This is a genomic window from Chryseobacterium sp. SN22 (genome assembly GCF_008329705.1).
Classification (GTDB): domain Bacteria; phylum Bacteroidota; class Bacteroidia; order Flavobacteriales; family Weeksellaceae; genus Chryseobacterium.
In genome coordinates this window covers 56668-70021 of record NZ_VTSX01000020.1, presented here as the reverse complement: position 1 = coordinate 70021, position 13354 = coordinate 56668, and the positions used below count along the sequence as shown (strand labels likewise).

General features: G+C 40.5%; 8 protein-coding genes. All 8 read right to left on the bottom strand.

The genetic code is table 11. The annotated features are described in order from the left end of the window. Nucleotides 1–75 precede the first annotated feature (75 nt). The 8 genes from FY557_RS14325 to FY557_RS14290 all read right to left on the bottom strand — a co-directional run bounded on the left by FY557_RS14325 (nucleotide 76) and on the right by FY557_RS14290 (nucleotide 13201). Nucleotides 76–447, bottom strand: coding sequence for a hypothetical protein (locus FY557_RS14325; protein WP_149247924.1), 372 nt, complete (start codon nucleotides 445–447; stop codon nucleotides 76–78). A gap of 776 nt (nucleotides 448–1223) precedes the next feature. Next, entirely contained in the window at nucleotides 1224–1724 is a 501-nt protein-coding gene (locus FY557_RS14320; protein WP_149247923.1) for a hypothetical protein, read from the bottom strand. 55 nt (nucleotides 1725–1779) lie between these two features. Next, on the bottom strand, nucleotides 1780–3897 hold the full coding sequence (gene scpA, locus FY557_RS14315; protein ID WP_149247922.1) for a methylmalonyl-CoA mutase: 2118 nt from the start codon (nucleotides 3895–3897) through the stop codon (nucleotides 1780–1782). A gap of 231 nt (nucleotides 3898–4128) precedes the next feature. Further along, a complete protein-coding gene (locus tag FY557_RS14310) occupies nucleotides 4129–4710 on the bottom strand; it encodes a hypothetical protein (protein WP_149247921.1) in 582 nt (193 codons plus the stop codon). Between the two features lie 34 nt (nucleotides 4711–4744). After that, nucleotides 4745–6853, bottom strand: coding sequence for a prolyl oligopeptidase family serine peptidase (locus tag FY557_RS14305; protein ID WP_149247920.1), 2109 nt, complete (start codon nucleotides 6851–6853; stop codon nucleotides 4745–4747). 327 nt (nucleotides 6854–7180) lie between these two features. Continuing rightward, complete coding sequence (locus tag FY557_RS14300; protein ID WP_149247919.1) at nucleotides 7181–7846, bottom strand: hypothetical protein; 666 nt, start codon at nucleotides 7844–7846, stop codon at nucleotides 7181–7183. A gap of 286 nt (nucleotides 7847–8132) precedes the next feature. After that, nucleotides 8133–9218 (bottom strand): peptide chain release factor 1, encoded by a 1086-nt coding sequence (gene prfA, locus FY557_RS14295; protein WP_149247918.1) that lies wholly within the window; start codon nucleotides 9216–9218, stop codon nucleotides 8133–8135. A gap of 1145 nt (nucleotides 9219–10363) precedes the next feature. After that, the gene (locus FY557_RS14290) at nucleotides 10364–13201 is read right to left on the bottom strand and encodes an alpha-amylase family glycosyl hydrolase (protein WP_149247917.1); all 2838 of its coding nucleotides are present in this window, start codon (nucleotides 13199–13201) and stop codon (nucleotides 10364–10366) included. Between the last annotated feature and the right edge of the window lie 153 nt (nucleotides 13202–13354).

Genomic DNA, 13354 nt, shown 5'->3' with positions numbered 1-13354 from the left:
GCTTTTCCCTTGCGGTAAGTCCTAGTTTTGGACTTTCCCATTCCCAAGGATAAATATTGGCAATCTTCTGCTCTTTTACGATACAAATCCTTCGTCCGCGTCTCCGTTTTTCTTGAGAAATTTACGTGTCGGAGAATACATTTCCGTATTCAACTTTTTTAAAAGCTCTTCGAAGAATCTACTGTCACTGGACCTTTTTATATCATCCCTTAACACAAAAAATCTAACAAAGCCTTTTTGATAGGGTTTTTCCAAAGGAACCAACGGAATATTCCGTCTTATTTCCCAAAGTCTTCTCCAATGTTTATATTTTTGCCTGATCTGTTTCTCTACATCTTTTTTTATTATTCTTTTTCTGCTTCTCAGATTTCTCAGTCTGAAAAAAAGAGGTTGTCTTTTTCCATTAATATCAATTATTAAAGCGACATACAAAATTCTGTACATCATCCTGATATTTTACTTTAATCTTACAGCCCTTTGGGTTTATAAGATATTGTGCGGAACGTTATCACTAGCCCCGATAGCAGTGGAAATCCTTTTTGCAAAGTTCCGGCAGGCAAAGCCTTAATGCGTCGGATGCAAAAAGATTGCAACGGATAGCGGGAAACAGCTCCTAAAAGCCATCTGAATTATTCCTGATTGTTGAAAAGAGTCCGGGAAAACCTGTTGTGAGTTTGAAATATTGCGCAATAAAAAACCCGGAATCTTACGACTCCGGGTGGTAATATTTCATTATACTGTTATTCTAAAAATGTACCCAACCACGAAGCCCTGCCTTTGCAAAAGGCAATCCTGCTGTAGAAATATGTACTTTACTGAACATCTGCTTCGTTATTTAAAGGGTTAAAAAATTGATTTGAGCTACAAAATTAAAACTTTTTTTAAAACAGCCAAAAAAATTCAATATAAAAATTTAAAAATATTTACTGAAAATAAAAAATATACGGTTATTCCTATACGATTATATACTTACACCATCAATTATGAATCTTACTAACCTTTACTTTTTTCAGGGCATTTTATAATGTGCATGACCTTTGTGGCCCCCATGGCACTGAAGACATGATGATCAAGGAAGACAACCTACGGGTTGATGGTTTAGGACATTAATTTTAACCAACTCTAAACGGGCGACTGACAAGTATTGCTACCTTAATTTTTCTGTAATAATAAATGAAAACCGGCTGTCTCAAAAGAAACAGCCGGTTTGTTTATGTATTTGTTTAATCTTTGGATCCCAGATCATCCATCGGATCATCCATTCCACGGATAACGTTGGAGTGATATACTCTTTCAGAACCCAGGAAATACAGATTGTTTTTTGCTTTGGCGATAATGCCGTTGTATTCTTCTTCGGTCATCCCTTCAGGAATATCGGTTTTGTTTTCCGCAGGTTTTCTGTATACTTCAAGCGCACCACTTCTGTTTAAAACGGAATTTGCCGTTGCTGCCTGCTCCATATTATCGGCATACACCACAATATTATGTTTTCCTACACTGTGTCTGCGGTATGCGTCCAGCATTTCTGCATCATGGGCAAAGGTATATTCAAAAAAACCTTTTGTCTGTTCATCTTCCTGATAATTATCTGCTGTTGCTCCGCTTTCTACATTCGATTTTGAAACAACAATATTTGCTTCATCGATGCCATTTTCTTTTAATTGTCTTTTGATTTCATCGGTATCTGCTGTTACCGGAAATACTGAAACTACTGTATAAGCCATAATGAAAATTTTTATTAACTTATACAAAAGCTGTGCAATTTATTTATTTTTAATTTTAATTTAAAAATCTTTCGAGGATATCCACGGCACATTTCGGGAGGTTGGTACCCGGCCCAAAGATGAAGTCAGCTCCGTTGGCATACAGGAATTCATAATCCTGCTGGGGAATAACGCCGCCGACAACAATGGTGATATCATCAGCACCCAGCTTTTTCAGTTCTCCTACTACTTGGGGAACCAATGTTTTATGACCGGCTGCCAGGGATGAAACCCCTAAGATATGAATATCATTTTCCACTGCCTGTTTTGCTACTTCCTCAGGCGTCTGGAACAACGGTGCCACATCCACATCGAATCCCATGTCGGCAAATGCGGTGGCTACTACCTTAGCTCCTCGGTCGTGTCCGTCCTGTCCCATTTTGGCCACCATGATTCTTGGTCTTCGGCCTTCCTCCTCCTCAAATTTCTGGGTAAGGTTCAGGGCTTTTTCAAAATATTCGTTTTTTCCTGCATTCATGGCGTATACTCCTGAAATGGTTCTGATGTTGGCTTTGTATCTACCGAAACTTTCTTCCATAGCATCGCTCATTTCCCCGAGAGTCACCCGCCTGCGGGCAGCTTCGATGCACAAGGCGAGCAGGTTTCCCTGTCCGGTTTTGGCCGATTCTCTTATCTTGTTCAGAATTTCTTCAACGGCTGAAGCATTTCTTTCTTTTTTGATTGTATTGAGTCTTTCGATCTGCTTTCTGCGGACCTCAGTATTATCGATATCCAGGATTTCAATCGGGTCCTGCTTTAGCTCGGACCGGAATGAATTGACCCCGATGATGAATTCTTCGCCACTGTCGATTTTGGCCTGTTTCCTGGCGGCCGCTTCCTCGATCCTCATTTTTGGGATTCCGGCTTCGATGGCTTTGGTCATTCCGCCCTCCTGCTCTACCTCATCAATGTATTTCATGGCTTCCTCGATCATCTGCTGGGTCAGGCTTTCCACAAGGTTGCTCCCACCCATCGGATCTACGACATCGCAGATCCCGCTTTCCTGCTGGAGGATGATCTGGGTATTTCTTGCAATCTTTGCCGAATAATCGGTAGGTAAGGCGATAGCCTCATCCAGTGCATTGGTGTGAAGGGACTGGGTTCCGCCTAAAGCGGAGGACAGTGCTTCAATGGCCGTCCTGGTAATGTTGTTGAAAGGTTCCTGCTCGGTTAAAGACCATCCTGAAGTCTGGGAGTGTGTTCTCAGGGCTAAAGATTTCGGATTCTGCGGATTGAACTGTTTCAGGAGGTTGGCCCAGATGTATCTTGCCGCCCGCATTTTTGCGATTTCCATAAAATGGTTCATCCCGATGGCCCAGAAAAAGGAAAGTCTCGGGGCAAAATCATCGACGTTCATTCCTGCTTTTATTCCTGTTCTTACGTATTCCAGCCCGTCTGCAAGCGTGTAGGCCATTTCCAGTACCGGTGTTGCCCCGGCTTCCTGCATGTGATACCCTGAAATGGATATGGAATTGAATTTCGGAATGTTCTGTGCGGTATATTCAAAAATGTCGGCAATAATTTTCATGGAAGGGGCCGGCGGATAAATGTAGGTATTCCGTACCATGAATTCCTTTAAAATATCATTCTGGATGGTCCCCGAAAGCAATTCCTGGGAAACGCCCTGCTCTTCTGCCGCAACGATATAAAAAGAGAGGATCGGCAGTACGGCACCGTTCATCGTCATGGAAACCGAAATCTGATCCAACGGGATTTCATTGAATAAAATCTTCATGTCCTCTACGGAATCGATGGCCACGCCGGCTTTCCCGACATCTCCCACGACCCTTGCGTGATCGGAGTCATAGCCACGGTGCGTGGCCAGGTCGAAAGCTACGGAAAGCCCTTTCTGCCCTGCTGCCAAGTTTCTCCTATAGAAAGCATTGGATTCTTCTGCGGTTGAAAAACCTGCATACTGACGGATGGTCCATGGTTTCTGAACATACATGGTGGAATAAGGTCCTCTGAGGTAAGGTTCAATTCCCGGAGAAGTCTGTGTGAGTTCCGGGTTTTTGACATCTTCCGCTTTGTAAGAGGATTTCAATGACAGTCCGTCTTTTTCAAACGGATACACCTCCATGTTTTTTTCAGTTATATTAAATTGAGGCGTTTTATTCTGAACTTCCCTTCTCATACTTTCGGATTTATTAGATGGCTAAAATTAAGCATTTTTGGGATAATAAATTTGTGTTAATTTTCAAGCCGCTTTTCGTCATATTCTGTTTTGAAAACTACAAAGATTTAACGGTAAAACCCATCTGATTCCCGGTCAAAATAAGTTTTGACTAAAGCCAAAGGATTGAATAAAAAAACGGGCTGAAGCCCGTTTCTATTGATTTCGATAATCTTATTTATTAATTATAATTTAGGTAGACTCGTAGCAATCAGGATAACCATCATTATTAAGATCTTCATAACACTCAGATGGATCTAGCGGGCCTGGTAATACAGGGGTATTCCTATAACAATTATTAACTTGAGTATCAATAGCCTTTAATTCATACTCATCAGTTATAACTCCATTTTCCTTTACGCTATTTACTTTAATTTCAACATTTCCATAACTTCTATTTGCATTGCTAAAAACATTTATTGTTTGTGAAACGTATTGTCCTGCAGGAATTGTAAAAATTTTACCATCCACAATTGTATTGTTACTTATAGCTATAACATGTACTACTCTGTCATTTGCAGATAATACATCCGAAGTTGCATAAAGTTTATAGGATGAGCATGGTGAATTATTGGTATTGTATCCATTGGCATCTGTAAAAATAACAGGTAGAACATATTTCTCATCGCTCAAAGCTGTCTTTGAAGTATGCTCAAGATTTCTACCTTTTGTTACTACTTCATTTTCACTATTATCTCTCAGATCACCACTACTACAAGAATTAACAAGTAAGGTAGATAGCATTAAAATTGAATAACATAATACTTTTTTCATATAATTTTATTTAAGAATTATTTATTTAATGTAACTAATTTATTTCTTTTATCCCCATTTCATACAAAGCAAAAGAAAGCAGATCGGCATTTTCCCCGATGACCTGCTCGGTGGATCGTCCGGCGCCGTGGCCTGCATTTTTTTCGATTCTCAAAAGGACCGGATGGTTACATGCCTGCTTTTCCTGAAGTTCCGCCCCAAATTTAAAGGAGTGTGCCGGTACAACACGGTCGTCGTGATCGCTGGTGATGATCATGGTGGATGGATAGCAGGTTCCTGCTTTCACATTGTGTACCGGAGAATATGATTTTAGGTATTCAAACATTTCTTTGCTGTCTTCTGCAGTTCCGTAATCGTACGACCAACCGGCACCGGCAGTGAATTTATTATACCGCAGCATATCCAGAACGCCGACTCCCGGGAACGCCACTCTTGCCAGGTCGGGACGCATTGTTATGGTAGCACCTACCAGCAATCCGCCGTTTGATCTTCCGGAAAGGGCCATGTATTCTTTGGAAGTATAGCCTTTAGCCTGTAAATATTCCCCGGCTGCAATAAAATCATTGAATACGTTTTTCTTCTGCTGTTTGGTGCCGGCATCATGCCATTTTTTACCGTATTCCCCGCCGCCTCGGATGTTCGGAACCGCATAGATTCCGCCGTTTTCCATCCAGATGGCATTTACCACGGAGAAAGCCGGCTGCAGGCTGATGTTGAACCCTCCGTAAGAGTAAAGGATGGTCGGATTTTTACCGTCGAGCTTCGTTCCTTTTTTATAATTGATCATCATCGGGATCTTCGTACCGTCTTTTGAAGTATAGAATACCTGCTCGGAAACATAATCTTCCGGATTGAATTTCACTTCCGGTTTCTGGTAGACTTCAGATTTCCCGGTGTCTGCATTGAATTTATAGGTAGTTCCCGGGGTAATGTAATTGCTGAACGAGAAATAAAGTTCTTTTTCTTTCTCCTTTCCGCCGAATCCGGAAACGTTTCCTTTTCCGGGAAGCGTAATTTCCCTTATCAGTTTTCCGTTTTTGTTGTACTGTTTTACCTGGTCGATGGCATCCACCATGTAAGTGGCAAAGAAATAGCCGCCGCCGGTGGTGATGCCCAATACATTATCGGTCTGAGGGATCACGTCTATCCATGTTTCAGGCGCCGGATTTTTAATCGTGGTTTTTACCAGGCGCATATTCGGGGCATCCTTATCCGTAAAGAGGTACAGGTTTTCGCCGTCCGTATCTACAATGCCCGCATTGATGTCGAAACCCTTGTTGATCTGGATGAAATCGCCGCCGTTTTTCAGATCTTTGATATACAGCTCGTTTCCGTTGGTGGCATTGGCCGCAGAAATAATCAGATACCGCTGATCTTCGGAAACTGCTGCTCCCAGATACCTTCTCGGGGTTTTATCGCCACCGAAGATCAGCTTGTCCGCCGATTGTTTTGTTCCCAGTTTGTGAAAGTAGACCTTATGTTTATCAGTCATTCCGGAAAGTACGGTCCCTTCTTTCGGCTTGTCGTAGCTTGAATAGTAGAATCCTTCATCACCCTGCCATGAAATTCCGCTGAATTTAACATCCACTAAGGTTTCGTCGATCTGTTTTTTGGTAGCGGCATCAATGATGATGATCTTGTTCCAGTCACTGCCGCCTTCAGAAATAGAATAGGCCGCCAGATTTCCTTTTTTGTTGAATGACAATTGGGAAAGCGACGTGGTTCCTTTTTCTGAAAATTTATTCGGATCCAGGAAAACTTCCGTTTGCTTCGTTTTATTGTTGGTTCTGTATAAAACCGATTGGGCCTGGAGACCGTCGTTTTTATAATAATAGGTATAATCTCCTTCTTTAAAAGGGGCTGAAATTTTTTCGTAGTTCCAGATGTCTCTCAGCTGGTTGCGGATTTCATCCCTGAACGGTATTTTGGCAAGGTATTCCTGGCTGTGCTTTACTTCATCGTCAACCCATCTGCGGGTGGCTTCCGAATCATTTTCCAGGTCTCTGAACGGATCTGCCACCGCAGTTCCGAAATAAGTATCGGTCTGATTTCCTTTTATTACTTTTGGATAGGTCATTTTTTGGGCATAAAATGTCGCCGAAAACAAAACGCCGGCAGTTAATAAAATGGGTCTGAATTTCATATTAAGCTATTTCTTCAAAAATAAGGATTCTGTTTTAATAAAAAAAGCTATCGGAACCGACAGCTTTATCCTATGATTTAATTTAAGAAATCGATTAATAAGCCGGAAGAAGGATGCTGGATGCAGAAAGTTATCTTTATCAGCATTACTTTCATAGTTATTGATCATCAGACGAAATCATTTGTTATCATATAAATAGGAAATCTATTTAAATCCTGACTCACCAACCTGAATTCCAATCTTTCATTCTTATAATCCACTGTAAAATAAATTAAATACAGTCGAATCAACTTTAATTTAAGCCAAATAAATTTTATACGTTGGCCATCAATTGATATTTTTAAAATAAAAATCATTCAGCTTCCAGGCCATTTCCTGCGGGCCACCGTTCCAGTAATAGGTATCAGTCCCGTACTTCACCTGGTACAGATTGAATTTCTGATGGGTCGATACAACCTTGTCGGTATTTTTCAGATTGTTGGTCATATCAATAAGGTACTTCTTCATTTCCCCTGGCCCGATTTTTTTAAGGTCGCCCATATTGATCTGTGAAGGTAAAGACGGAACTTTAAAGGTTACTTCGTAATCTACCTGTGAAAATTCCTGCCCTTTTACCTGCTCATCAGATACCGTTTTAATCTCCCTGATGCTGCAGGTGGCATTCTTGAAATTTCCGATCAGAACTTTAAAGTATTCACGGGCTTCATTTTTACATGCCGAGGAAACCTCAGCAGACAGATTGGAAAGGAAAATATTGGTAAAGCTTTCTACTTTCTGATCGTAAGATTCCTGAAGGCTCATCTTATGGGTATTTTCTTTACCTAAAAAATTAATCAGGTAACTGTTAAGTTCTTTCAAGGAATCATCGTCGTATTTTACAAAGGAGTCAAAATAAAGGCTGAATACCTTTTGAGGAGGTAAGATATTTTGTGATTTTAAGTTTTGCGCAAAACACAGAACCACTACCAGAAAGGCAGCTTTAAGGTTTTTCATATATTATTTAATTAACGTATTATTTATCCCCGGCTCCCGAGTAATCCGAAAGCTTTTATAAATGTACTTATTATTTTTAGTAATATTTCCTATTTACTGTAAAAATTTTACGAAAATATAATTTCAAGTTCTAATATCTTGTTAAAAATCTCATTTAAAACCATTTATCATTAAAAATTTTACATCATCTTGTGATATCTCGCGAGCAATAGTTTCTCTTATTCGGTTATCATTAAAAAAAGTCCCCGGAACCCGGAGACTTTCTAAAGATTTTATGATAAAGATTTTATAAATTTTCTTCTTCACCTTTCATTTTTTCAGCATTTTCCGCCATGATTACGGCATCGATCATTTCAGAAATATCGCCGTTCATATAGGCATCCAGATTATACATGGATTTGTTGATCCTATGATCGGTTACCCTTCCCTGCGGATAGTTATAGGTTTTGATCTTTGCAGAACGGTCTCCTGTAGACACCATTGATTTACGTTGAGCAGCAATATCCCCCTGAACTTTCTGAAGCTCGATATCGTATAATTTTGTTCTCAGCATTTCCATCGCCAGTTCCCGGTTGGCCAACTGAGATCGGGCCTGCTGGCAAACCACTACCAATCCGGAAGGCTTGTGCGTCAGCTGAACTTTGGTTTCTACCTTGTTTACGTTCTGTCCCCCGGCTCCTCCCGATCTGGAAGTCTGCATTTCGATATCCGCCGGGTTCAGTTCAAAATCTACTTCTTCGGCTTCCGGCAGCACCGCCACCGTAATGGCTGATGTGTGAACCCTTCCCTGCGATTCGGTTTCCGGAACACGCTGTACCCGGTGAACCCCCGACTCGAATTTCATGATTCCGTAAACGCCTTCGCCTTCCACTTTCATGATGAGTTCCTTGTAGCCTTTTGCCGCTTCATTGGAATCCGTCACTTCATGTCTCCAGCCTTTCGTCTTAAAATACATGGAATACATCCTATAAATATCTTCCACAAAAATCGCGGCTTCATCACCGCCGGTCCCGGCACGGAGTTCTACAATGACGTTCTTATCATCTGCAGGATCTTTCGGAATAAGCAATACTTTTAATTCTTCCTCCAGTCCCGGAATTTTTTCCAGTGCTTCGTTCTTCTCGATTTTAGCCAGTTCCACAAAATCCTTGTCTGATCCGTCAGCAATAATTTCGTCGGATTCCTCAATCGTATCCAAAGCCCCTTTATATTGATCGTAAACTCTTACAATTTTCCCCAAATCGCTATATTCTTTGTTCAAAGAAGAATATCTTTTTTGGTCTGAAATTACATCAGGCTGTATAATAAGGTCGGCCACCTCATTATATCTCTGTTTTATAGCTTCTAATTTTGGAATTAATGATTTAGCCATTATGAAAATTTTGTGGGTGCAAAGATACGGATTATTAATTCAATTGTAAAACTAATAGTTTTTCGTTGTGTATAAAGCGAAATCAATTATCTTCCTTTATCCTTAAATGGGAGACGCGGCTTTACCAAACAAAAGTACGAAAATTCACAATCCGGAATCTGAAGGCTATCAACATAGTGTTATAGAGTTATCTGTTGTTCAGGTAAAATTTAGAAAAAAATATTTTATAAACCTTTTAAAATAAAGATTTGTTATTATTTATGGTCTATTCCTTATTCTTAGATCCAGCCTTTTCAAAATGAAAGTTTAAATGACTTTCTTTTAAACAATAGAAAATACAAACCGCATTAAGCAGTTTGTATTAAAATGATCTTCTAAGTATTTTTAATAATCTTAGTGAGATTAGATGCTCTGACAAATCTTTAATTTCAAAGAAATTTAAACAGACTTTTATAATTTTCATGAGTTATTTCCGAATTTACTCATCTTACTCAATCAATATATTTTTTTCAATATACATGCTATACCTGCAGATGTAAGTTTACTTATCCTATTATTAAATAAAAACTTTTGATTATGAATAACTTTCCATAATAAAATTCTCAAACTTGCGTGAATCCATCATCTGTTTTCTCAGGAACCATTGATCTCCGGCTCCGTATATGACTTACACTTCAGTTTTCCGTGTTGATTCTGATATTTACTGTTCTTTTATTTAGATGAATCTGCACCCAATGTTCTTATGCTGCACTCTCATATTATATTGAGATTATTGGATGACAAACAAGATGTAGAAAATGGAGTGGAAAAATAAGCAGACTCTATATTCCCCACTGTGAATAAGTTGTGGATAACCTGTGAATTCCTTATTAGAAAGATGTGAATTAGATATGAGTAAACATGGAAATGATCTGAATAAAAACTTTTATCGTTGTGAGTAAAATATGGATAACGTATGAATAAGCTATTAGTAAGGTATGGATAAGCCTAAACTCCATTGCGGAAAAAGATGTGGAAAACCTATGGAAAAGCCGTTAATACCGCATGGATAACCCCTATTTTCATCGGGGATAAAGTATGGACAAACAAAAAGGAGGTCATGGAAATGACCTCCTTTCGGATTAACTTACAGACTTATCCACAGGTTATTTCACAATCATTTTCTGAATTGCGATTCCCGTATCCGACTTTAAGTGAACAAGATACGTTCCGGCCGCATAATTTGTTTTCAATTCGTAAGCTCCGTTTTCACCGGTAAGCTTAAATGAATCCATCTTTCTGCCGCTTAAATCGTAGATGAAAATCTCTCCATTCTTTGCTTTATGGTAAATTAATTTAGCCATACCGTTTTTCACCGGGTTATCCGCAATTTGCAGAGAAAGCTTATTTTCCGCGCTTGCGTCAGACGTGGATAAGCTCCCGGCATAGTTTCCGAATATCCTGAACTCGCCCGGCTGAAGACTGATCGGCGCGGTTATGGAAGTTACGTTAGTAACAGAGTTATCCATCAGATTCTGCCATTGCCCAGCATAAGGGAAATACGGCACGACACCCTGAACCGCGGTGGAATAATTCGCCAGCACCACCACGTTCTTGATTCCCGACGTCAGAAGATTATCGTATACGTAGATCCGGGTAATCAGCCCTTCCGGGTCGTTTGCCAGGTTGTTGGACTCTATAGAATAGGTTTTTGATCTGAAAACCGGATACAGATTCCTGAAATTGATGATTTTCGCCCAGGTATCATACACCGCTTTCCTGTTGGTATTTGTATCATAGTTGAGGGTAAATGCAATCGGCTTCTGATCTGTTCTACAACCGTTGTTGATGGTTCCGTCCTGGCATCTGTTGATGCTGAATTCATAACCCAGCTCCCCAAACTGCCAGATCATTTTCGGGCCGGGAATGGTAAAGAACGTTGCACCGAAAGTTTTCATCCTGTCCAGTGCGGTATTTAGGCTTTTCACGTCATAGCTTCCGTTTACCGCACCATAAGCCATATTTTTGAACATCAGCCTTTCCTCATCATGGCTTTCTCCATAGCCCACGGCAGACATATTGGTAAAGCCGTGAAGGACATGGTTCATCCTGTCGTAATTGCTGTTCTCCTTGTACCCCATGGTATTCTGATTATAAGAACCGTTCTGGTTATTCCAGAGCATAACACCTTTTCCTTCGGCTATTCTGTAATTGGCCCACTGCTGCTCTTCGGCATCCGTTCCCAAATGTTCAAAGATCATGTAAGAATTCGGATCAAGCGCCCATTGCCTGTCGGCATAATATTTTAAAATATCCACGCGGTCCTGCTGATAAGCATTCGTGCAGGTTTCATCATTCTCCGAACAGTTTTGGGTAAACCCTTTCGTTAAATCCCAACGGAAACCATCGATACGGTATTCTGTCAGCCATTGCTGAAGACATCTTTCAACGTAATATTTCGTTGAAGCGCTGGTATGGTTGAAATCGTTAAAGACATTATAAGAATGTTTAGGCACCTGATTGAAGTAAGGGTTGTTGGCCGCAATATCCCCGTACCCGTCTCCATCCGGATCGATATTCCATAATCTGGCTAATGGAGAACGCCCGGTAGCGTGATTAAAAGCAACGTCCAGAATCACGGCGATTCCGTTCTGGTGGCACAGATCTACAAATTCCTTGAATTTTTCAGGGGTTCCGTAAGCTTTGTCCAGTGCATAATGGAAGGAAGTATTGTATCCCCAGGACAGATTTCCTTCAAATTCCATAATCGGCATCAGCTCGATGGCATTGATGTTCAGCCCTTTCAAATAGGTGATTTTATTGATCAGCGACTGCCAGTTTTTTTCCTGTGTAAAATCCCTCAATAACAATTCATAGACCACCAGATTTTCTTTCGCCGGCCTCTGGAAATTGGTTACCTGCCAGTTGTAAGGCGCCTGTCCGGTTTTAAATATGGAAACTTCAAACCCCTGTCCTGCAGGAAACGCCGGTAGATTTGGATAGGTAGAGGCGGTAATATACTGGTCGTCATAAGAAGATAAGATCTGCGGAGAATAAGGATCCGCTACTTTTTTCAGATCATTGGTTCTGTACTGGAAAGTATACAGCTGCTGTGGCGTAAGGCCGCTCAGTTCGATCCAATACAAATCCGGATTGGCAGTATCCCTCTTCATTAAATAAGCATCATTTACTGTCCAGTTGTTAAAGCTTCCGATCACGTGAACGAAATTTTTAAACGGGGCATATAATGCGAGTCCGACTTTTGTATTATCGATCGGATTGTAGTTGATCCCCTGTCTGATCCAGCTTGGAATGGCCTGCGAAACCACATTCCGGGGAACCTGCAACATAAATGTTGCATTTTTGACCGTTGAATTGGCATCGGTTGCGACCAGTTCCATATTGGCATCCTGGCTTACGGTGTAGCTGTATACGTAAGAAGTGGAAGGCGTTGATGTGGAATTCACCACTGCTCCATTAGCTTTCAGCTGAAAAGTAGCACTTACATTGGTTGTTGCCGTAACGTTGATTGAATTTCCTGTAGGAACTGAGGTCAGGCTGTTGGCCACAGGATTGGTCATGGTCAGGTTTAAAACCCCGACATTGACGAAATTGTCAGATGTTTGGTGGCTCCCTGTTTTATCTTTTAATAAAAACCCGAATCTGCCAATTCCCGTTCTCCCGTAAAAGGCAGCTGGGATAAAAGATAAGGAATACGTATCGGTAGCTGCATTGTAACTGAGCCGGTTCAGCTCGTTGGAATTATTCCAGCTTCCGTTGGTAGGACAGTCCTGGCTGTTCTGGTAATTGGTATCAAGAGACCACGACCAGATGTAAATGGCGTTGTTCGATACCCCCCAGGCTGCTTCATCAATCTGTGCTCCCGGAACGGTTAAAGTAATAGCACTCGTTTCATTGAACGGGTTCGGTGTAATGGTATAGCTGATCTGGCCGAATGCAAAGGCCACCATCATCAATAAAAGACCTGAATAAAACTTTCTCATATCGTTTCTAATTTTTTTAAGTACAGTTTAATAAAGATAATTTATTTTCACCATGTTTTAATTTTCATATTGAAAAAATAAATTTAACCGGCTGAAACCCTATGCTTTGAATTACAAATTCCAAGAGAATGAAAAAAAATTAAAACTAAAAAA